Raw genomic sequence first — 22411 nt, 5'->3', positions numbered from 1 at the left:
GGTATATGGTCTGACTTTATCCGCGCTGGCCGCGAAACAGTCATCGAACCACTTCCCCAAGGGGTTTCCAACATGCCATGGCGTCACCGCCTTGCCCTGCTCTTGCTGGGCTTATCCACTGCTTTGGCTGCGCACGCAGCTGTCAATCCCTCCCTGTTCCAGGATTTGCACTGGCGCCTCATCGGTCCCTTCCGCGGCGGCCGTGTGTTGGCGGTGAGCGGCATCCCTGGCGATGATCGTCACTTCTATTTCGGTGCCGTAGACGGTGGCGTATGGAAGACCAATGACGCTGGCCGCACCTGGCAACCTATTTTCGACAGCGAGCACGTGGGGTCGATCGGCGCACTCGCCGTCGCGCCATCACGGCCCGACACGGTCTATGTCGGCACCGGCGAAGCCGACATGCGCTCGGACATTGCGCATGGCAATGGCATGTACAAATCCACCGACGGCGGCAAGCACTGGCAGCACATTGGCCTGGACGACAGCCGCCAGATCGGGCGCATCCTGGTTGATCCGCACAATCCTGACGTCGTCTTCGTGGCTGCGCTCGGCCACGCCTACGGGCCCAATGCGGAGCGCGGCGTATTCCGCTCCATGGATGGCGGCGCGCACTGGAGCAAGGTGCTGTTCAAGAACGACGACACCGGTGCGATCGATCTCGCTTTCAAGCCCGGTGATCCCCATACGATCTATGCCGCGCTATGGCAAACGCGCCGTCCACCATGGAGCGTGTATCCGCCCTCGAACGGGCCAGGCAGCGGCCTCTACGTTTCCCACGATGACGGCACGCACTGGACCCAGATCCAGGGTAATGGTTTTCCTGCACATCCCGGCCGTATTGGCCTGGCTGCAGCGCTCAGCCAACCCAACCGCCTCTATGCGCTGGTTGACGCACCGGTCGGCGAAGGCGGCCTCTACCGCTCCGACGATGGTGGCGTGCATTGGATCCATGTCACGGGTGACCAGCGTATCTGGCAGCGCGGCTGGTATTTCAATCGACTCACTGTCGATCCAAAGAATGCCGATCGCGTGTACGTGATGAACACCATCGTGTTGCGTTCGGACGATGGCGGCAAACAATTCATCGCGTTGAAGGGCGACCCCACCGGCGACGACTTCCACGAGATGTGGATTGACCCCACCAACTCCAATCGCCAGATTCTTGGCGTGGACCAAGGCGCACTGATCACGCTCAACGGTGGCACCACCTGGAGCAGTTGGTACAACCAGCCGACCGCGCAGATCTATCACGTCAGCACCGACAACCGCTTTCCCTACTGGGTCTATGGCGCGCAGCAAGACTCCGGCGCGGTGGCGCTGCCCAGCCAAAGCGGCAGCGGCGACGGCATCACCATGGAGCAGTTCCATGAAATCACGCCGGGCGGCGAAAGCGACATGATTGCGCCGGATCCGGACGATCACGACATCGTCTACGGCGGTCGCGTGAACAAGCTGGACATGCGTACCGAACAAGTGCGCGACGTTGATCCCACGCTGGCCTACCCCGCCGCTCATTACCGTGCGGCATGGACGCTGCCGCTCGCCTTCTCCAAGCGCAATACCAAGGTGTTGTATTTCGCGAACCAGCGCTTGTTTCGCACCTCGGATGGTGGCGATCACTGGACGCCGATCAGTCCTGACCTCACGCGCCCGGATGCCGGCGTTCCTTCCAACCTCGATGCACCGACCGCTGCCGACGACAATCACGTCGACAAGCGGCGCGGTGTGATCTACACCATCGCTCCGTCACCCCTCAATGCAAAAATCTTGTGGGTGGGCACCGATGATGGACTGGTGTGGCGCACGGACGACGAAGGCGCGCACTGGGAAAACGTCACGCCCAAGGCGCTGACTCCATGGTCGAAAGTAGGCGGTATCGAACTGTCCCATTTCAGCCCGGATGTGGCTTATCTCGCCATCGACCGCCACCGGTTGGATGACGACGCACCCTACATCTACCGCACCACGGATGGCGGCAAGAGCTGGACGCGCATCGATGACGGTATTCCGTCCAACAGTTTCGTGAACGTCGTGCGCGAGGATCCCGTACGCAAGGGCCTGCTCTATGCCGGTACCGAAAAAGGCATGTACGTGTCGTTTGATGACGGTGCGCAATGGCAGCCGTTGCAGCAAAACCTGCCATCCACGTCCATACGCGACATCGACGTACACCAGGATGATCTGGTCATCGCGACGCATGGCCGCGGCTTCTGGATCATGGATGACATGACGGCCTTGCGTCAGATGACTGGCGTCACGACGCAGTCGGTCATGCTGTTCAAACCGGCGGTTGCCATTCGCGTGCGACGCGCCACCTTTACTGGCACGCCCTTTCCGAAAGACGAACCCGCTGCCGCCAATCCGCCCAGCGGCGCCATCATCGATTACGTCCTGCCGCAAGGCGTGAAGGGTCCGGTCACGCTCACGGTGCTCGACAGCCAGAACCATCCCGTGCGCGGCTTCAGCAGCAATGACGCACCGCCGATGCTGGATCCGAAGAAACTTGAATACGCGCCGGAGTGGGTGCCGATTCCCACACCGCTCTACACCACTCCGGGCATGCATCGCTTCGTATGGAATCTGCGTTATGCCGCACAGGGCAAAGGTGAAGGTAGGCGTCACCAGAAAGATGGCGTATGGGCACCCCCGGGCTCGTACACGGTCGAACTCGCCGTCGACGGCAAAACCTATCGCCAGCCACTGGAGATCCAGCCTGATCCACGCGTCAAGGTTTCCGTCCAAGCCATGCAGCGAGAATTCGAACTCGCCCGCAAGGTAGAGTTTGCCCTCGCCCAAGCATCGGCTGCGGGCAGCGAAGCCAAGCAACTGCTGCAGACGCTCGACGAGCAACAAGCACATGCAAGTGGTGACCTGCATGATCAGATCGGTACGCTGATCACCCAGGTATCCAGTCTTTCAGGCGCGCCCTTGCATCCGGATCCACGCAACTCCGTGGGCGCACCACCTCGCCGAACAGATAGCCTTGCCGCCCTTTCGATGGACCTCGATAAATTGCTCACTGCCGTGGACGGCGCGGATGCCGACCCTAGCGTCGATGCGCAAACGTCTTATGCAACCCTGTCGCGGACCCTGGGCGTTACGCTCAATAGCTGGCAGCAGTTGAAAGAGCACGACGTGGGTGCACTCAACGAAAAGCTCAAAGCAGCGGGCAATAAACCCATCACGCTGTGATGGTTGCGGTCTGGCGGCGCGTGTCAGCGCGCTGCCAGACGCGCCTGTACCTCGGCATAAATGCGTGCACGCCGAGCCGAGAACCAGCCAAGGACACCAACCACCGGCATCGGCTGCAAACCAGCAAGCCGCGCCGTGGCAACCCGTTGCAGATGGGCGCCATGAAATTCCGCGAACGCTTGCGCCAATGCAGGCGTACGGAATGGAGTCTCCACATATTCATCGAACATCATGCCAAGCACGGCGGCTGCACGTCGCGCGATCTCGGCATTGGCGCGCGCGACGACTGCATCGCCGTGCGGAACGTCGTAAGCCGATTCAATGGCTTTTACTACTTGCTTGAATTCCATGGCATGCAATGGCCGGCAGTAGATCGGCGTCTTGGCACGCGCCAGCAGCCACGTCTGCTCCGTGCGGGATAACGCACCGGAATTGCTGGTCGCGATATCCAGTGCCTCGCTGTAGCTGTAGGCATACTCACCCATCAATTCGATCGCGAGTTCTTCGCGCACCATCGGCTCGTCCCGGCGTATGCCGTAACGCCCATACCAGCGAATGTATTCTGGCGTGACTTGCAAAAAGCTGCCTCGCGGAGGACGCGTAAAGAGCCGCTCTTCGGCGTCTCCCGACAGATCAGGATGCACCGCCTTCATGCCCGAGGCGCGAGCGGCAAGCACGCGATCCATCAAGACTTCGGCGGTAACCAATTCGTGGTGGTATTCCCCGAACAGGCTATCGTCGTCCACATGGGTGAAGTACACGAAGCGGACATGCCGCATGGCGCGCGCGGCACGTCGTGCCCGCTTCGCCGGGTCATGCAAGCGTCGCTTCCAGGCATGCGGGCGGCCGTTTTGCGCTGCTGTTCCTGCTACACGATACCCAGCCGGCTGTGCGTCATGCGCCGACGGTAGATGACTGAGCAAGGTTCCTATTTCACGATCCGAGACCGTGGCGGCGTCCAACGCACCAGCGGGCGACCGTGCCAAACAATCCGATTCACACACAACCGAGATCCTCGAACTACAAGCGAGCGCGGCAGCATCCATCGCCTGCGCGGCGCATTGAAGAATCGCCAGAACATCCGTGGCTGAGAGCACGTCAAGGAGCGCCTCGGCAGCGCAGCATTACTTCTATCGGACTGTCGCAGCCACACACGACCACGCGCGGAGGAAACACCTCCGACGCACTGCGGGCAGCGTTGCGATTACCTTCGCGTTGACATGGCGTGGCCGGTGGGGAAGCCGACCAATGCCTCAAGCTCCATGTACCAGGAACAGCCCGGATCGGCTATGGCAGACGTACAAGCGTCTCTGAGATCCGCGTAACCATGAAAAGCTGTCGTGAAGTCCTGCGCAAAGGCCGAGGGGGATATCGCTTTGCGAGACTGCACGCACTCTTGCGTCGATGTTCGCCGTAGCGGCGATTTGCGCGCGAATGCCTGGGGAGCGCGCATTATACCGATTACTCGATTACAAACGTTAAATTCGTGACTAATGGCCCATGCTTTTTGGGAACGAATAATTTCGATCACTCGTTTGAGATGGCAGGCGACCCCTTGAGTTCGATCATGTTGCCTTGCGGATCAAAGAGATAAATGAAAGGTCCTTCGCCTTTGGCACCGTATCGCCTACCAATGTCACCGACATGCACGCCCTGCTCTTTCAGGTAAGTCACGATCGCATGCTCGTCGTAGCCCGCCACGCTCAGACAAAGGTGATCCAGATTGTGCCCTTCTGCCCCGGGACCGGCGCCAGCGTGACGGCCCAGCTTTCCGTCCACGCTGACCAAGTCGATGAGCGAACGGCCCGCGCGTAGCTGCACCAGGCCGATCTCGTCCTGCCTGCGCTCGATAACGCATCCCAGCACATCGCAATAAAAGGCCGTCATGGTGGGAATGTCGTAGGGCCTGTTTACACTACTGGCGTGGCACGCGTTGTCGTTGCGTAGCCGTCAGGTGGTAGTGCGTGGCGCAGGCCTGGCTGGCTGCCAGGTCAAGCCGCGCGCTGCCGCATGGCGGCTACGCAACGGCAACCCGAAGGGCTGGGTCTGTTTGCTCGCCATACCGCGTCATCGCTCAGTCGTGGACCGACGTACACGCCTTCGCTCTTCCTTGTCTGGCGCGCAAACAGCTCCCAGCGCGAGCTACGCCAGTAGTGTAAACAGGCCCTAGGCACGCAAGACGAGGTGGTCGAGCTCCTCAAGGTGAAAAGGCGGCTTGCTCATAGGCTGCGAACCAAGGTGGGGAGTGTGAATCGAGGCTCCCCAGGCTACTCTCGCCCGCACCGAAACGGCCGTACGCCGACAGCCACCCAGGGTATAATTGCCGCCTTGATGTACATGGTGGGAGAAGCGGGTAATACCCGCTGCCGAAGGCGCAACGCCCGTAATCGCTCAGGCTCCATACCGCCGTGGACCAAGACTCTGGAGAGACCGGTTGAATCCGGCGCCGAAGGGGCACGAAGCAAGGCGTGAGCCTCCCCGCTTCCAAACTCTCAGGCAAAAGGACAGAGGGGCGCCCCGCGTGCGGCCTGCGCGCTTTCTTCGGACGCCACTCATGAGCCAAGCATCTTCATCTCTCTCAGCTTCCCCATCGCTGCGCGAACTTGAGCACCACGACGCTTTCATCGAGCGTCACATCGGCCCCAACGATGCCGAAATCGCGCAGATGCTGGACGTGATCGGTTACAACTCGCTGGAAGCGATGACCGATGCCATCGTGCCGGGCCAGATCAAATCTCCCCAGCCGCTCGACCTGCCACCAAGCATCACGGAAGAGGAAGCGTTGGCGAAGATCCGTACCATTGCACGGAAGAACAAGGTTTTCCGCAACTTCATCGGACAGGGCTATTACGGCACGCTCACGCCGAATGTCATTCTGCGCAACATCCTGGAAAACCCCGCCTGGTACACTGCCTATACGCCCTATCAAGCAGAGATTTCGCAAGGTCGCATGGAAGCGTTGATCAACTTCCAGACCATGGTGGCCGATCTCACCGGCATGGACATCTCCAACGCCTCGCTGCTGGATGAAGCCACCGCGGCGGCTGAAGCGATGACCCTGGCGAAGCGTTCGGCAAAATCGAAATCGAACGTATTCTTTGTCGCCAGCGATGTGCATCCGCAGACGCTGGAAGTGCTGCACACGCGGGCCGACGGCATCGGTATCGAACTGCACGTAGGCAACGCGGCGGAAGTCTCCAGCGTCGACAGTTTTGGCGTGCTGCTGCAGTACCCGAACACCTACGGCGAGATTCACGACTACCGCGCAGTCGCGGATGCAGTCCATGCGCGCGGCGGCATCGTGGCCGTGGCGACCGATTTGCTGGCACTCACGCTGATCGCCTCGCCCGGCTCATGGGGCGCCGACATTGTGATCGGCAATAGCCAGCGTTTCGGCGTGCCGTTCGGCTTCGGCGGCCCGCATGCCGCGTATCTCGCTTGCCGTGATGCTTACAAGCGTTCGATGCCAGGACGCCTGATCGGTGTATCGGTGGATACGGAAGGCAAGCCTGCCTATCGCCTCACGCTGCAAACGCGTGAACAGCACATCCGTCGTGAAAAGGCCACCTCCAACATCTGTACTGCGCAGGTGCTGCTTGCGGTGATGGCGAGCATGTACGCGGTGTATCACGGTCCCGACGGTCTCAAGCGGATTGCCCAGCGCACTCACCGCTTCACAGCCATCCTGGGCACTGCCTTGCGCCGCGCGGGTATGAATGTCGGCACGGCCTTCTTCGACACCCTGCACATCATCGATGTCGATGCGGATGTGATCCATGCCAAAGCGGCAAGCCAAGGCATCAACCTGCGACAGATCCATGGTCAAAGCGTGGGCATCAGCCTGGATGAAACCACCACGCGCACCGACCTGCTGGCCCTGGCCAAACTGTTCGGCGCCGAACTGGACGATATCGACGAACTCGATGCGAGTACGCCGGACGAACTGCCGACCGCACTGCTGCGCCAGGATGCTTTCCTGCAGCATCCGGTGTTCAACACGCATCACAGCGAACACGAACTGCTGCGTTACATGCGTTCGCTGGCCGACAAGGACCTGGCGATGGATCGCACCATGATCCCGCTGGGCAGTTGCACCATGAAGCTCAACGCCACCGCCGAGATGATTCCGGTGACCTGGCCCGAATTCGGCCAGATCCATCCGCTCGCGCCAGCCGACCAGACGCAGGGCTACAAGCAGCTGATCGACGAACTGGAAGCGATGCTGGTGGAGTGCACCGGCTACGATGCGGTCAGCCTTCAGCCGAACTCCGGTGCACAGGGCGAATATGCGGGCCTGCTGGCCATTCGCGCCTACCACCGCTCGCGCGGCGAAGACCAGCGCGACGTATGCCTGATCCCCGAATCCGCGCATGGCACCAATCCGGCCTCCGCGCAGATGTGTGGCATGACCGTGGTAGTGACCAAGTGCGACAGCAACGGTAACGTCGATATCGATGACATCCGCGCCAAGGCCGAGAAGTATTCCGATCGCCTCGCCGCGCTGATGATCACCTATCCCTCTACGCATGGCGTGTTCGAAGAAGACGTCGTACGCATCTGCGACATCGTGCACCAGCACGGCGGCCAGGTGTATACCGATGGCGCCAACATGAATGCGCTGGTGGGGCTGGCCAAGCCCGGCAAATGGGGTTCGGACGTTTCGCATCTCAACTTGCACAAGACCTTCTGCATTCCGCACGGCGGCGGCGGTCCGGGCGTGGGCCCCTGCGCAGTGAAATCACATCTGGCCCCCTTCCTGCCCAAAACGAGTGCCGGCTTCCTTGCTGGCAAAGATCAGAAAGCGGCCACGCATGGCCCTACTCCTAATAAGCATGTGGGCGGAATGGTGTCTGCGGCACCCTATGGCAGCGCCAGCATCCTGCCGATATCGTGGATGTACATCACCCTGATGGGCCAGCAAGGCCTGCGCAAAGCCACCCAGGTAGCGCTGCTCAACGCCAACTACATCGCCAAGCGTCTCGCAGCGCATTACGAAACGCTTTACACCGGCCGCAATGGACTGGTGGCGCACGAATGCATTCTCGACTTGCGTCCGCTCAAGGACAGCACCGGCATCAGCGCCGAAGACGTTGCCAAACGCCTGATCGATTTCGGTTTCCACGCGCCAACGCTGAGCTTCCCCGTCGCCGGCACCTTGATGGTGGAACCGACCGAAAGCGAATCGCAGCACGAGCTTGATCGCTTCATCGACGCGATGATCCAGATCCGCGAGGAAATCCGTGCTATCGAAGATGGGCGCCTGGATCGCGACGACAACCCGCTCAAGCATGCACCGCACACCGCCACGATGGTCAGCGGCACCGAATGGACGCACGCTTATCCACGCGAACTTGCCGCCTTCCCGCTACCGAGCCTGAAGCTGCAGAAATACTGGTCGCCGGTCGCGCGCGTCGACAACGTCTACGGGGACAAGAACGTGATGTGCGCCTGCATTCCGATCGACGCCTACAAAGAAGAAGCCGAGGCGTAATCGCCCTCCTCTCCCTTGCTTCGCTTGCCACAAAAAAAGCCCCGCACAAGTCACTGGCGGGGCTTTTTCCTAGGGGCTGTTTACACTACAGACCCTAGCTTGCATCCCTCAACCGTTTTTCTTTATCCAGGCATCCACGTCGGGCAGCCGATCCTTATGCACGCCGAGACGGTATTGGATATTGGCGATGACCGTATCCGCCACGCGGCGCGACGTCGGTGCGATATTAGCCTGCTCGAACGCACGCATCTTGCCGATGATGGCCGGGTCCAACGAGGACGACACCAGCCTTGGGTAGTATTCGCCGCGCGAGGTAACGTCGACCAACTTGTCCATCTGGGGCCGATGTGCGACAGCGAAATCGAAGGCCAGTTCGGGATGCTGGCGTGCCACGGTGGCGATCATGCTTGCGCTGTTGGTTGGACCCGGCTCATTCGTCAGGGCGAGGTCAAGCGCGCGCTTGGCCAGCGCCTCATCCTTCGTGCTCGCCAGCATCGAATACAGCGCATCCTTGATCAACGGCGTCTTTTCCGCCTGCGCCTGCGCGTGCAACTGGTCCCACGTAGCGGCGTCGGCGTGATACGCCACGACCGACGTAATGACTTTGCGTAATGCGCCCGGGACGGCCGATGGATCGGTGGCCTGGGCAGCGTAGCGACGGCGTGCTTCCTGGATTACGTTCCGATCGCCCAGGTCGGAAAGCGCAACAATGAGCTGGTTACGCAGGATCGCGACGGTGGCTGGTTCGCCGGCCTTGGCCTGCCAGCCAATACGATTGAAGACCGGCTCGAGCCTGGCTATGGCGAAGGCCTGGAAAGATGCCTGTCCTGCGTCGCCATCGCGATAGTAGAGATTCAGGCTGCGCAACTGCTGGGCGATATTGCCCCACAGCACCGGATTGGCATCGCCCGGCGTAGCCTTGATCAGATCCAGCACATGTGACGCCGGTTCAAGCCCGGCGAGCCCCAATGCCGAGGTGTCGTCCATCAGGCCGAGCTGATCGATCGGCGCAAGCTTGGCATAACTTGCATGAAGTGCCGCAAAGTTCTGGGGCGTATACAAGGTGCGGTAGTAACCGCTCTGGCCGGCATTGACCACCACCGGACCACACCCCGGCACAACCAGCGACGCCTTGCCATCGACCAGCGTGCTCGCAGGCGCGCTGCCCAGCGCTTGTGCGATGACCGGCACATGCCAGTGCCGCATCATCCGGTTGGCGGGGCCTTTGGTGAACTGTCCCTGCGCAAGCTCAAGTGTGGTGTGGCCGTTCTTGCAGGTTTCCGATTCCACACGAATAAGCGGCACACCAGGCTGCAGTGTGAAGTCATGCGCGATGGTGGTGACCGGCTTGTTCGTCACCGTTTCCATCGCGTGCCACAAATCGTCGGAAACTGTGTTGCCGTAGGCGTGATCCTTGATGTAACGACGCACACCGTCGCGCCAGGTATCCGCACCCAGATAGTTTTCCAGCATGCGAATCACCGACTCGCCCTTGGAATAGGTGATGGCATCGAACGCCTGATTGGCCTGCTCGACCGTTTCGATGTGCTGCACAATGGGATGCGAGGTAGCGATCGCATCGAGACCCATGGCAATTTCACGAATGGTGACGGTACCCAACTGCGCATCCCATTCCGGATGCAGCTTTTCAGTGGTACGCGTGGCCATCCACGATGCAAACCCTTCGTTGAGCCAGAGGTCGTCCCACCAACGCATGGTCACCAGATCGCCAAACCACTGATGCGCCATTTCATGCGCTTCGTCGCTGAATACCTGCTCCTTGTCCGCCTGCGTGGAGATCGATGGATCCAGCAACATGGCGTATTCGAAGGTAAAGATGGCGCCCCAGTTTTCCATCGCAGCAAAGAACTGGCTGCTGCCGGGAGAAGCGATGTTGTCGAGCTTGGGCAGCGGATAGGGCGTGCCGAAATAATCGTTGTATTCGTGCAGGATGGTCTTGGCCGAATCCAATGCAAACGTGGCCTGCGAAGAAAGGCCCTTTTGCGTAACCACTCCGATTTCCGTGCCGTCCGAATGGGTCGTGACGCGATCAAAATCACCTGTACCAAAGAACAACAGATAGGTGGACATTTTCGGCGACGGCTGGAACGTCACGCGAGTCAAGCCATTCTTGAGATCGGTCGCTTGCGCCACCGGCATGTTGCTCACCGCCATTTGGCCGGTGGGTACGGTCACCGTGAGATGGAAGGTGGCCTTGTAAGCCGGCTCGTCCCAGGAGGGAATGAAGCGACGCGCATCGGAATTCTCGAATTGCGTATACAGCGCCCGCTTATGGCCAGCCTTGGTGTCATAGTTGATCACGAACAGGCCGTAAGCCTGCGTATTGATCTTGCCGGTATAAGCCATCGTCAGGCGATAACTGCCGACAGCTAGCGTTTTGGGAAAGGTGAAGGTGGCGGTCTGGTCTTTGGCGTTTATGGTTACCTTCGGTACCGGATAACTGGCCTTGCCCGATGCTGACACCAGGTTTGCCGAAGAAAACGTCAAACCGAGCGCATTCAAAGTCACGCTGGCCGTCGGCTGCAATACATCGACGGTCACCGTTACCTTACCGTCGAAGGTTAGCGAATCCGCATGTGGCGATATCGCCACATCGTAATGCGTGGGCCGCACGCTCCGCGGCAGCTGCGTGGTGCCGATCACCTCCGCGGACGGCACCACCGGCTGCGCCACGGCCACGCCACTTATCGATGTCCCGGCCAGCGCCAAGGCAATCGCAGAAAACAGAAGCCTGCGCATAAATTCTCCTTTGATTGAATGATGCGGATAGCAGATGGCAAGCCGATCCTCTCGGCCTGCTCGAACCTGTCATGGTGGGGCTTGTGCCCGATCGCAGACAGCGCCAAAAGTCATGCGGCAACGGGATGCGGACTTTCCAAGGCATGGTGATGCAGCCCACTACGTCTCGCGCGCAAACACGTCTGCATCCCCGCTCAGGCGCGTGCGGCAGGGGTTACTCCTGACAGCGTGTTCTCACTCGCTGCAAAGCCTGCTTCTGCAGTTGCCTATCGACGCTCCGCAGGTACGCCCGGTACGGCATCGGAACCGCCGCGCCCTTGGTTCGCTATCGTGCGTCCGGCCAACCGCTCTTTTCGTGTCTGCTCTTGCCGCAGGCGATTACGGTGCGTGCTGCCTGCTTGGTAAGTACTGCCATTGTCGGGAGTGGACATGGCAGCCTCTTCACCCACCGGGTTGCCCAATGCCTCTCGCTCCGGCTCCGCGAAACCGTGGTGCGGAAGCGCTTGTCCCGTGCCACTGATACCACCTGTACCACCTTCCTTTTTTACTGCACGGGACGCCACGGATTTCGCAGCCTCGTCGGCAGGTTGCGGATAAGCTTTCTCAGGGGTGCTACCAGGTTGCTTGGGGAATGAACGCTCACCACTCATGACGTCTGCTCCGAAGAAGAGAGGTCCAGGGTGAACCTTTATCAGTCAGCAAGGCGTCGATGCGAGGTCTATGCAAGAGTCTGTGACCCGATTGCGCCGCCTTTCTGCACTGACCCGCACTTTAATGCACGGGCACCTGCTGCAAAGGTCCCACTGTCACATGCCCTGCCCATCCTTCGAAGACCGTCGCAGCCTGCCGGTCAATCAACGCCGAAACCTGTTGTACCGGCGGGCAGATGGAAGCATCGGTATTGGGACGAGCCAGCGTGGAGAATCCTTCCATGCAATAGTGTCCGCCATGGTCATCGACCTGGGCCAGCCGCTTCATGCCATCTTCATAGCGCCGTTCGGCGCGCACTGCCGCAGTGGCATCCCCATAGATAGGCCGCATCTTCTTCAATAGCGCATCGGCTGCCAACCGCTGGCCGCTTGTCGACGCTTTATAGATCTGTTCATAAGCGGCACGGAAGCGCGAATCCGGCCGCTCGGACGCAAGGGCCAGCCAGGCCAGCGCCAACGCGCGATTCACTGACTGATGATCGCCATTTAAAGCCATCACACCCAATACGTATTGCGCGGGCTTACTGGCCCAGCTTGCCGCTGTGGTGAAAAAGCGAACGGACTCACCATAGTTATGCTGGCCATAGCTGAGACCGCCGAGGCAATAGTAATAATCGCCGGGCAAAAATTTTTCCTCGCCAATCACGCATTGAGCCGCAGCAAGGTCACTATCGCTGGGCGCATGGTCACTGCTGCCGGCGGAAGCGGGATCCTGCGCTGCCGCGCTTGCTGCTAACCAGGACATGATCAGCAACAACCCAACGACTATCTTCCGGGCTTGCTTTGGCATGCACAACACTCCTTGTCTCGACGACGCTGTCAGGGCGCCATCCTAGCGCTCACAAGCGCCGCCAGGATGACAGCGACGGCTCCCACTCCAACGCGACAAGGCGCCATGACATCAGGTCGGTATGGTGCCGCTCTCTCCATGCAATCCGGATTTTCCGGTGGCGCCTGCAAACAGCTCGCAGCGATTGCGCCCTTTGCTCTTGGCGTAATACAAGGCGCGATCGGCTTCATCCAGAACAACCTTCGGGTCAATAGGCGTCGCGGGTGTCTGCGTTGCAATGCCGATGCTCACTGTCACGCGGCCCAGTGGACAGCTGGGATGAGCTATTTGCAGTCGCTCGATAGCACCGATCAACCTGTGAGCCACCTCTTGGGCAGCTTCTGTCTGGGTATCGGCAAGCACTACCGCGAATTCCTCACCCCCATAGCGCGCGACGAGATCACGTGCCCGCACCTGGGTGCTGCGCAACGCACAAGCAACCTGGATCAGACACGCATCGCCGGCAATGTGGCCGAGCGTGTCGTTGTACTGTTTGAAAAAATCGATATCGATCATCAAGACCGAGCAGGCGCTCCCCGTACGTCGCCCTTCCTCCAAAGCCTCGCGCAAACGGGTGTCCAGCATGGCGCGGTTGGCTATGCCGGTAAGGGGATCGCGGCCTACTTGCTGCTCCAGCCGCCACGTACTCAGATCGACGGCCCGCTGCCTATCCAGGTGACGACTCTGGATAAAAGCAACGCGCAAGCCATAGAACAGTACCGATATGCATGCTGCCACGACGCCGGGAAGGAAGCTGATCCGCGACACACTGATGCCCAACATCAAAATCATCAGTGACATCATGATCGGCGCAAACGAAGCAATGGTTTGCGAAACGGCCAAGGAGGGATGGTAAATCCGCAAGAGCCGCGGCGGCTGGCGCAGTATCACCATGATCAACAACACATAGGGGATATCCACCAACGATCCGGCCCACCAAGGCAGCCCATGCAGCTCTACGCGGTTGTAGACAGACGCCACGACTGCATTGCTCAAAAGATAGCTAGCAGCCGCGTAATAGAAGAAGCGCCACCTGAAACTATGGGCACCGGCCATGCGCAGCACTGCCATGGCTGCCAGCGAATAGTCGACGGCGTCCGCATGATAGATGACCACATAGATGCTGGACGGATCCGATGCCCGTGGACCGCTCAATAATTGCGTCACCAGCTGATACAGCAGAACGGCCACCAAACAAGACAAAATCAGATCCAGCGCCACCACTGCCCGTGGCTCATCCCTCCCGAACGATCGCGCCAGCATGAACATGGAAGGGATCATGTACAGGCCCGAGATCACCACGCCGATAGCGGTGAGATAGCCGCCTTTATCGTCCAGAAGGGTCGTCAGCAGATTGGTCGCCGCCCATAGCATCTGCATCATGGCCGCGAGTGCGAGCAGCAGCCAGGGCAATTTGATCAATGCCGGACTGCGCCGGAATCGCACAAAGACGATCCCTACGGCCATCCCCTGCACCACCAACATGGCCAGTTGGGGCCACGCATCTTGCGCATGGCCGCTCCAGTTCGCCAGAACCAGATGGACGATCAGCAATAAAACGAGTGCCCATGCGAAACGCAAGCGAATCCTCCCCACCCTGCATGACATGGAGTGACGCGGCATATATGGCCCAAACCGGTCACCTTGGAATAAAAGCCCTCCATCCCCTGACTGCGTCGATGGCATCATTCACACGCCGGGACCCTCGTCCGCACTTCCTTTTCTACGCCATTAGCGCGCAATTCCATAGAACCCTAGCAAGTTATAGGCCTCGCGCCACACGCCATGTGCCACGCAAAAGCGGAGGTTCCGAATGGGCATGACGATTGCATGCTGCCCCCAGGTTTAAAGCATGCCCGCCTCCATGAGGATCATGGTGGGCAACAAGACCCTGTTGCACCCATTATCCCAATCCGGAGCCCACTGATGAACGCCACCCTCGATTCCAAGATGGAACTGGATGGAGCTACTTACAAAACGCTTTTGGAGTCGACTCGCGCTATTCCATGGAAAATCGATTGGGCGACGATGCAATTCGCCTATATCGGCCCTCAGATCGAAGAACTGCTGGGCTGGGCACCCGAGAGCTGGGTGACGGTGCAGGACTGGGCCGACCGCATTCATGCCGAAGACCGGGATTGGGCGGTGAACTTCTGCGTCGCGCAGTCCAAGGCGGGCCTGGATCACGAAGCCGATTACCGCGGCCTGAAAAAGGACGGCGAATATGTATGGATTCGCGATGTCGTGCATGTGGTACGGCGCGAAGACGGCACCGTTGATGCATTGGTCGGCTTCATGTTCGACATCAGCGAACGCAAACGCACGGAAGAACAGCTCGCCGCACTGCGCCGCGAACTGGAAGAACTTTCCTTCAAGGATGGTCTGACCGGCGTAGCCAATCGACGCCGCTTCGACGTCGTCATGGAAACCGAGTGGAATAATGCCTGCCGCCGTGAACAGCCGCTATCCCTGCTCATGCTGGATATCGACTGCTTCAAGCAATACAACGATCACTACGGGCATCTGGAAGGCGATCAGTGTCTGAAACGAGTTGCCAAGCTCCTGACCCTTGCCGCCAATCGCCCGCGGGATTTTGTCGCCCGCTTCGGCGGCGAGGAGTTCGTTGCCGTGTTGCCTGACACTAACGAAAGCGAAGCTTACAAAATTGCCTCGCGTTTTCGTGAATTGATTGCCAGCGAACATATTCCGCACAAGGGATCGGAAGTCAGCACATACGTTACCGCCAGCATAGGGCTCGGCACCCTTATGCCCAGGCACGGGGATCAGGTTCGCGCGTTTATCGAACTGACCGACAAACGCATGTATCAGGCCAAGCAACGCGGCCGGAACACCCTCGTCAACGATTGACGAGGGTGCCTGCGTAAAGGATTTACCACGCGACCGTCTGGCCCTGATAGCTGAGATAGCGCAAGCCGCCCTTGCCGGTTTGCGCCTCCACCACATCGACCACTCGCGGAATGCTCTCTTCGATACCGAGCGTAGCGTTCGGGCCGCCCATGTCGGTGCGCACCCAGCCGGGGGCGATCAGCAGATAGGTTCGCTCATCGCTCTGGCGCGCCACATAGCTACGCATCAATGTATTGAGCGATGCCTTGCTGGCGCGGTAGGTTTCCCAACCCCCGTCTGTATTGTTGGTTACGCTGCCCAGTCCTGAAGACATGACCGCAATGGTACCCCTGGCTTGCACCACATTGCCGAAAGTCTCGACAAAGCGCATGGGGCTCAGCGCGTTATTGATCATCACACTCGCAAATTCTTCGGTGCTTACATGCCCGATCGGCGTATCGGGATTGGGCGCGATGCCTGCGTTGAGAAACAAAAGATCCAGCGGACGCAAGCGCAGGCGCGCATGCAGCTCCTTGACCTGAGCAGGTTCATTGATATCGACATGTTCGATGTCCAGTCGATCCTGAGCGTCTGCCTGCACGTCGTGCAAGGCGGTGCGCGCATTGCCACGTACAGTGGCGATGACCTGCCATCCGCGTAACAGGTATTCCTTTGCCAAGGCCAAACCGAGCCCGCGAGAAGCTCCGACAATGAGAGCTGTGCGTGTTTTTGAAATCGTCATGGATTGCCTCATCTATGGAAAAGCGCAACACGCGGGCACCCAGCTACCGTGACTGCCCGCTCAAGGTTTGCAGCACCTGTTCCAACGGAACCGTGCCTAATCGATGCTCCGCTCCACCGTACTCGAAGTCGATCCATCCTTCATTAAAACCGTCGAGCATGCGCATGCGCGGTTCGGGATATCGCATGCCTTGCGAGCGAAACAAAGCTTCCCACGTCTCGGAAGGAACGATCTCCGCCCGCACCGAATGACCTAGCGTCGCGGCAAATCCGGCGGCAATGTCATTCGCACTGTAGCGCCGCGGCCCCTCCAACTCGACTATCCGCGTGCCATGCCAGGTTTCCGTCAGCATCCCGGCAACGGTGCTGGCAATATCAGCCGTCGCCACCATTGGAATGGGATGTTCAAGCGGCTGCAGAAAACTGTGCAGTACGCCCTTCCTGGCCGCCTCCAGATCCCAGCGTGCGTTTTCCATGAACCAGGCCGCCCGTAGAAAACCCACCGGCATGCTCAGCCGCCGCAGCGCTTCTTCCATCATCTTCGAGTTATTCAGCAGCGAGAATCGTTCGACGTGTGCGCCGACGGTCGATAGAAACACCACCCTCGCCGGCCTGCTCGCTTCAAGCGCAGCGACGACGTTGCCGATCAGTGCGCGCATCGCAGGAAATCCGGGAGCCGGATCGTAGTCGGGAGGAATCATCAAAAATACGCCATCCACGCCAGCGAAGGCGTTGGCAAGGCTTGCTTGATCTTCGATGGCGGCCACCGCCAACTCGCATCCCTTGCTGGCCCATGAAGCACCCTTGGCAGCATCGCGCACTACAGCGCGCACGCGTTGCTTGGCACTCAATAAACGACACGCCACCTGGCTGCCGACCTGCCCCGTTACACCCATGACGGTAAACATCGTAATAAGTCCCATATCGAGCGACCGATGTCGCGTTGATAGGCATTTTCCCTCCCCGGTACCCATTTCGCGATAACATGAATGTCATCACATTCATGACTAAACAGCATCAGCATGACTTTCGATGAGCGCCTATTGAACGGTATGAGCGTGTTATGCGCGATCGTCGACTGCGGCAGCTTTGCCGCGGCCGCTGACGCTTTGAACATGTCTCAACCCGGGGTCAGCCGCGCCATCGCACGGCTCGAAGCACGTTTGGGCATTCGCTTGTTCGATCGCACCACCCGCTCGGTCAGCCTGACGGACGAGGGGCGACGTTTCTATACGCAAGTAATGCCGTTGCTGAGCGGCCTGGAAGAAGCCGCTGCCATTGCAGCTCAAGGCGGCACGGCAGTGCGAGGACGGCTGCGCGTGAATATTGACCCATTCTTTTCGCGCTTGGCACTAGGCCCACGATTAGGCGTTTTCCTGCAAAAGCATGCCGATCTGCAGCTTGAGCTCATCACACGAGATCAGCTCGGCGATATCGTGGCCGATGGTTTCGACCTTGCCATCCGTTTCGGAGAACCACGCCCCTCCAGCCTGATCGCCCGCAAACTTCTGGATACACGCATTCTTACCGTCGCCTCGCCTGTATACCTTAAACGGCATGGTTGCCCTTCCCATCCCAGCGATCTGATCAAGGACAACCATGTATGCATCCAATATCGCGATCCGGAAACAGGCCGGCCTTTCGGATGGGAGTTCCACCGCGGTCGCAAAGTCATCCCGATTGCCAACACTGGTCAGCTGACCCTCAACGACGTCGGCACGATGCACAGCGTATGCGTGGCCGGCTATGGCATCGCTCAGGTGATGGCATGGGGCATCGAGCCACTCCTGGCTAGCGGCAAGTTGGTGGTGTTATTTCCCGACTGGCCGGATGAACAGTTTCCGCTTTATGCACTTTATCCATCGCGTCATTACGTTCCGGCAAAGACGCGGGCCTTCTTGGACTTTGTGCTATCCCTGCAAAAATAAGCCTATCAGGGCCGGTCTTTGATGCTATTCGAAACTCCGCACGACGAACTACGCGTAATCTCCATAGAGAGTCGAGCAGTCGCCACATTGCAACCATGACAACGGCTCCTCGTTTCAGGAATTGAAGCAGACCCCATCGACTTGCCTCGCCTTGCTCACACCGCAGCGGCGATGAATTCGCGCAGCCATCGATGGGCAGGATCACGATGAACGCGCTCATGCCACAGCATGGACATCTCATACCCTGGCACCTCGACGGGCGCTTCAACCATCTTCCACTCGGCCATGCCCCGAATCAGCCGTTCCGGCAGCATGGCAACGAGATCCGTGCTTGCCAACACCGAGCGCAGGAACAGGAAATGAGGAACGGATAGTACGACCTTGCGCGCTGCTCCGACCTTCGCCAGCGCCTCATCAGTAACGCCGTAAAAGCCGCCTCCATCAGGAGACACGATCACATGTTCAAGCGCGCAGAACTGGGAGAGCGTCGGACGCCGCTTGAGGTGGGGATGCCCTGCACGGCCCACCAATACATAGCGTTCCTTGAACAAGGTGCGCCGACGCAGCTCCATGGGAGCGCCGTCAGAAGTGTGGAACGCCAGATCGATCTCACCCTGCTCTGCTTGCTTGGCGATCCGCTGCGGCACCATTTCCATGACCGCCAACCGGGTGCCGGGAGCCAGGGCGCGCAGATCGTTCAAGGCGGGCAAGACAATAGTGGATTCTCCGTAGTCGGTGGCGGCGATACGCCAGGTATGTCGTGCCTGGGCGGGGTTGAAGGCACTGGCGGGCGCGACTGCCGTTTCCAGCGCGACAAGGGCCTGCCGTAACGGTTCACGCAAGGCCTCCGCGCGCGCAGTCGGACGCATGCCGCGCGGTCCCGGCAGCAACAGTGGATCGCCGAAGAAATCGCGCAGCTTGCTGAGTTGGATACTTACTGCGGGCTGTGAAAAATTCAGGCGTTGCGCCGTGCGCGTTACGTTGTGGTCGGTAAGCAGGGCATCGAGAGTAAGCAGCAGGTTGAGATCCATGCGTCTGAGATTACTCATAGAAATACCTGTAATTTTAGTAATTAATTTTAAATATAGCTCATCCACGCCTATGCTGCTGCCATCTCAAGCCAGAGGCAGCGCTTATGAACATCCTTCTCGTCTACGCTCACCCTGAGCCGAAATCACTCAACGGCGCGCTCAAGGATTTTGCCGTAAAACACCTTGAAGCCACTGGACATGCAGTGCAGGTATCCGACCTTTACGCCATGCAGTGGAAGGCGGTGCTGGACGAAAACGATAGCCTGGACGGCAAGATCGGCGAGCGCTTCTATCCTTCTCTCGACTCCCTGCGCGCATACGAAAATGGCAAACAGAGCGAAGACATCGCTCGCGAGCAGGAAAAGCTGCGCTGGGCAGATGCGGTGATCCTGCAATTTCCGCTGTGGTGGTTCTCGATGCCAGCGATCTTGAAGGGATGGGTGGAACGTGTCTATGCGTACGGTTTCGCCTATGGCGTGGGCGAGCATTCCGACACGCATTGGGGCGATCGCTATGGAGAGGGCTCGATGACGGGCAAGCGCGCGATGCTGATTGTCACCACTGGTGGATGGGAATCGCATTACGGCCCGCGCGGCATCAATGGCCCTATTGATGACATTCTGTTTCCCATTCATCACGGGATGCTCTATTACCCGGGGTTCGACGTGCTGCCGCCCTACCTCACTTACCGAACCGGCCGCACGGACGAGGCGCGATTCACGAAGATTTGCGCGGCACTGGGAGCGCGGCTGGACACACTTTGGACGACAACTCCACTTCCATTTCGCAAGCAAAATGCCGGCGATTACGATATCCCCGCATTAACGTTGAAAGCCGATATCGCGCCAGAGCGGTCGGGCTTCGCCGCTCATCTTTCGAGCAGTCCCGTCTCGACCCCGATCGATGACGCACGGTCGAAGGTTCACTCGTCATTCCCGCAGAGGCAAGAATCCATTCCGGTCTGATGCATCCATAAAAATGGAATACCCCGCTGCGATGCTGAAAAATGCTTCGCGTCGGAGGCCAGGGCGAGAGGGCAAATTGAACAGGCGGAAGGAGGAATCCAGGCCGAGTTCTGAATAGGCGAATTCGATCACGGCAATGTCTCTTCTATTTATCCTTCGCAGCCTGTCCCGCTAGTCGCGTGTCCAAATAAAAGGCCCCTGACGGGGCCTTTGTCACACGAGCTTGATGTCGGTTTATGCAAATGGATCGTCCAGCACGATCGTATCGTCGCGATCCGCGCCGGTCGCGACGATGGCAAGGCGGCAACCGGAGAGTTCTTCCACGGCACGCAAGTAAGCGCGCGCGGCGGGCGGCAACTTATTCCAGTCACGGATGCCAGCGGTGGACTCTGCCCAGCCGGGGAATTCCAGGTACACGGGCTTGCATTCGGCCCAGCCATCCGCGTCGAGCGGTGCGAGTTCGCGACGCTTGCCACGGTATTCGTAGGCAATGCAGACCTTGATGGCTTCCAGTCCGTCGAGCACATCAAGCTTGGTGATGGCCAGGCCGTTGATGCCGTTGATTTGCACGGCGCGCTTCAGCGCGACGAGGTCGATCCAGCCGCAGCGACGCGGGCGGCCGGTGCTGGCGCCAAATTCGTTGCCGACTTTGCGCAGGCGCTCGCCCATCTCATCGTTCAGTTCGGTCGGAAACGGACCGCCGCCCACGCGCGTGGCGTAGGCCTTGCAGATGCCCAGCACATAGTCGATATCGCCAGCGCCAACGCCGGTGCCGGCAAGCGCACCACCCACGGTGGTGTTGCTGGAAGTGACATAGGGATAGGTGCCGTGATCGATATCGAGCAAGGCGCCCTGCGCACCTTCATACAAAATGTTGCCACCTTCCTTGCGTACGTCATGAAGGATGGTGGCGACGTCGTCGACCATCGGGCGAATGAACTCACCGTAGGCAATCGCATCGTCAAGCACCTTTTGATACTCGACCGGCTCAGCCTTCAGCCACTGAGTGAGGATGAAGTTGTGGTAATCGACCGCGCACTCGATCAGGGCTGGCAGCTCATGCGGATACATGAGGTCGGCCACACGTACGCTGCGACGGGCAACCTTGTCTTCGTAAGCCGGGCCAATACCGCGGCCGGTCGTGCCGATGGCTTTGCCACCGGCGGCCGCTTCGCGTGCCTTATCCACGGCGATGTGATACGGCATGATCAGCGGCGTGGCCGGGCTGATCTTCAGGCGCGGGCGCACGTTGACGCCCTGGGCTTCGAGTTCTTCGATTTCCTGCTTGAGGGCAGCCGGCGACAACACCACGCCATTGCCGATCAGGCACAGCGCGTCGTCGCGCAGAATGCCGGAAGGAATCAGGTGCAGCACGGTCTTCTTGCCCTTGATGACAAGGGTATGCCCGGCGTTGTGGCCGCCTTGGAAGCGCGCCACGGCACCGACGCGTTCAGTCAGCAGGTCGACGATCTTGCCTTTGCCTTCGTCGCCCCACTGTGCGCCAAGAATTACGACTGACTTGCCCATGATATTTCTCGCTCTAAAGGACGTTCCGATCGGCGGAACGGACAAATGACGTATGTTACTTCTTCAAACGCGGCATCAAACACCTGCGCACTTGATGCGCGGACGAGACGTCCCTGTCCCGCAGATACCCTGGATGACAGCAGTACCCTAGCTCGCGGCAATGACCGCGTAGTGAATGTTCTTCAATGTACGAGACGTAGCGTCAGTAAACCGATGCCTATGGCTATCGCACCAAATACACGCAAGGTACGAGGGTCCAGCTTCAAAGCTTCACGCATCATGGCCTGCCAGCCATGCGGCGCTGCAAACAGCACCAGGCCTTCGATCACCAGCACAAGGCACAGCGCTGCGTAGAAATCATGTGGCATGACGTTCAGGCCTGTTTGA

At 59.4% G+C, this 22411-nt stretch carries 16 protein-coding genes and 2 riboswitches; of the genes, 5 read left to right on the top strand and 11 right to left on the bottom strand.

All coding sequences use genetic code 11. The features are described 5' to 3' along the window. Nucleotides 1-72 precede the first annotated feature (72 nt). Nucleotides 73-3195 (top strand): WD40/YVTN/BNR-like repeat-containing protein, encoded by a 3123-nt coding sequence (locus AC4HNJ_RS12760; RefSeq protein WP_490479962.1) that lies wholly within the window; start codon nucleotides 73-75, stop codon nucleotides 3193-3195. A 23-nt stretch (nucleotides 3196-3218) separates the two neighbouring features. Here AC4HNJ_RS12760 and AC4HNJ_RS12755 read toward each other — a convergent pair whose 3' ends face one another. Together AC4HNJ_RS12755 and AC4HNJ_RS12750 are read right to left on the bottom strand one after the other, a co-directional pair. Then, nucleotides 3219-4016, bottom strand: coding sequence for a hypothetical protein (locus AC4HNJ_RS12755; protein WP_490479961.1), 798 nt, complete (start codon nucleotides 4014-4016; stop codon nucleotides 3219-3221). Between the two features lie 706 nt (nucleotides 4017-4722). Next, nucleotides 4723-5082 carry a VOC family protein gene (locus tag AC4HNJ_RS12750; RefSeq protein WP_490479960.1) on the bottom strand — a complete coding sequence of 120 codons (360 nt, stop codon included), beginning with the start codon at nucleotides 5080-5082 and terminating at the stop codon, nucleotides 4723-4725. A 444-nt stretch (nucleotides 5083-5526) separates the two neighbouring features. Then, nucleotides 5527-5611: riboswitch (glycine riboswitch) on the top strand. A gap of 3 nt (nucleotides 5612-5614) precedes the next feature. Then, nucleotides 5615-5705: riboswitch (glycine riboswitch) on the top strand. 44 nt (nucleotides 5706-5749) lie between these two features. Between AC4HNJ_RS12750 and gcvP the strand changes: the two genes are divergently transcribed. Continuing rightward, the gene (gene gcvP / locus AC4HNJ_RS12745) at nucleotides 5750-8686 is read left to right on the top strand and encodes an aminomethyl-transferring glycine dehydrogenase (RefSeq protein ID WP_490479959.1); all 2937 of its coding nucleotides are present in this window, start codon (nucleotides 5750-5752) and stop codon (nucleotides 8684-8686) included. A 108-nt stretch (nucleotides 8687-8794) separates the two neighbouring features. On the opposite strand, the gene AC4HNJ_RS12740 is transcribed toward gcvP, so the two are convergent. From AC4HNJ_RS12740 to AC4HNJ_RS12725, 4 genes are all read right to left on the bottom strand, one after another. Continuing rightward, entirely contained in the window at nucleotides 8795-11446 is a 2652-nt protein-coding gene (locus tag AC4HNJ_RS12740; protein ID WP_490479958.1) for a M1 family metallopeptidase, read from the bottom strand. A 266-nt stretch (nucleotides 11447-11712) separates the two neighbouring features. Next, nucleotides 11713-12096, bottom strand: coding sequence for a hypothetical protein (locus AC4HNJ_RS12735; RefSeq protein ID WP_490479957.1), 384 nt, complete (start codon nucleotides 12094-12096; stop codon nucleotides 11713-11715). A 121-nt stretch (nucleotides 12097-12217) separates the two neighbouring features. Further along, entirely contained in the window at nucleotides 12218-12946 is a 729-nt protein-coding gene (locus tag AC4HNJ_RS12730) for a hypothetical protein (protein WP_490479956.1), read from the bottom strand. A 111-nt stretch (nucleotides 12947-13057) separates the two neighbouring features. Continuing rightward, a complete protein-coding gene (locus tag AC4HNJ_RS12725; protein WP_490479955.1) occupies nucleotides 13058-14566 on the bottom strand; it encodes a GGDEF domain-containing protein in 1509 nt (502 codons plus the stop codon). Nucleotides 14567-14911: 345 nt separating this feature from the next. Between AC4HNJ_RS12725 and AC4HNJ_RS12720 the strand changes: the two genes are divergently transcribed. Next, nucleotides 14912-15853 (top strand): GGDEF domain-containing protein, encoded by a 942-nt coding sequence (locus AC4HNJ_RS12720; protein ID WP_490479954.1) that lies wholly within the window; start codon nucleotides 14912-14914, stop codon nucleotides 15851-15853. A 22-nt stretch (nucleotides 15854-15875) separates the two neighbouring features. Here AC4HNJ_RS12720 and AC4HNJ_RS12715 read toward each other — a convergent pair whose 3' ends face one another. Next, nucleotides 15876-16574, bottom strand: a complete 699-nt coding sequence (locus AC4HNJ_RS12715; RefSeq protein ID WP_490479953.1) for an SDR family NAD(P)-dependent oxidoreductase — start codon at nucleotides 16572-16574, stop codon at nucleotides 15876-15878. 43 nt (nucleotides 16575-16617) lie between these two features. Next, entirely contained in the window at nucleotides 16618-17481 is an 864-nt protein-coding gene (locus AC4HNJ_RS12710; RefSeq protein ID WP_490479952.1) for an NmrA family NAD(P)-binding protein, read from the bottom strand. A gap of 114 nt (nucleotides 17482-17595) precedes the next feature. Between AC4HNJ_RS12710 and AC4HNJ_RS12705 the strand changes: the two genes are divergently transcribed. Beyond that, nucleotides 17596-18501, top strand: a complete 906-nt coding sequence (locus tag AC4HNJ_RS12705; protein ID WP_490479951.1) for a LysR family transcriptional regulator — start codon at nucleotides 17596-17598, stop codon at nucleotides 18499-18501. 155 nt (nucleotides 18502-18656) lie between these two features. Here AC4HNJ_RS12705 and AC4HNJ_RS12700 read toward each other — a convergent pair whose 3' ends face one another. Next, nucleotides 18657-19550 (bottom strand): LysR family transcriptional regulator, encoded by an 894-nt coding sequence (locus AC4HNJ_RS12700; RefSeq protein WP_490479950.1) that lies wholly within the window; start codon nucleotides 19548-19550, stop codon nucleotides 18657-18659. A gap of 86 nt (nucleotides 19551-19636) precedes the next feature. Here AC4HNJ_RS12700 and AC4HNJ_RS12695 point away from each other — a divergent pair, with 86 nt between their 5' ends. Beyond that, nucleotides 19637-20497 (top strand): NAD(P)H-dependent oxidoreductase, encoded by an 861-nt coding sequence (locus AC4HNJ_RS12695; protein WP_490479949.1) that lies wholly within the window; start codon nucleotides 19637-19639, stop codon nucleotides 20495-20497. Nucleotides 20498-20731: 234 nt separating this feature from the next. On the opposite strand, the gene AC4HNJ_RS12690 is transcribed toward AC4HNJ_RS12695, so the two are convergent. Both AC4HNJ_RS12690 and AC4HNJ_RS12685 read right to left on the bottom strand, forming a co-directional pair. Continuing rightward, the gene (locus tag AC4HNJ_RS12690) at nucleotides 20732-22024 is read right to left on the bottom strand and encodes an adenylosuccinate synthase (RefSeq protein WP_490479948.1); all 1293 of its coding nucleotides are present in this window, start codon (nucleotides 22022-22024) and stop codon (nucleotides 20732-20734) included. Nucleotides 22025-22206: 182 nt separating this feature from the next. After that, a complete protein-coding gene (locus AC4HNJ_RS12685; protein WP_490479947.1) occupies nucleotides 22207-22392 on the bottom strand; it encodes a DUF2065 domain-containing protein in 186 nt (61 codons plus the stop codon). Between the last annotated feature and the right edge of the window lie 19 nt (nucleotides 22393-22411).

Source organism: Dyella sp. SYSU CM1112, from assembly GCF_058216415.1.
Note: the sequence above shows the minus strand (reverse complement) of the source record. Positions and strands in the feature narration are given on the sequence as shown.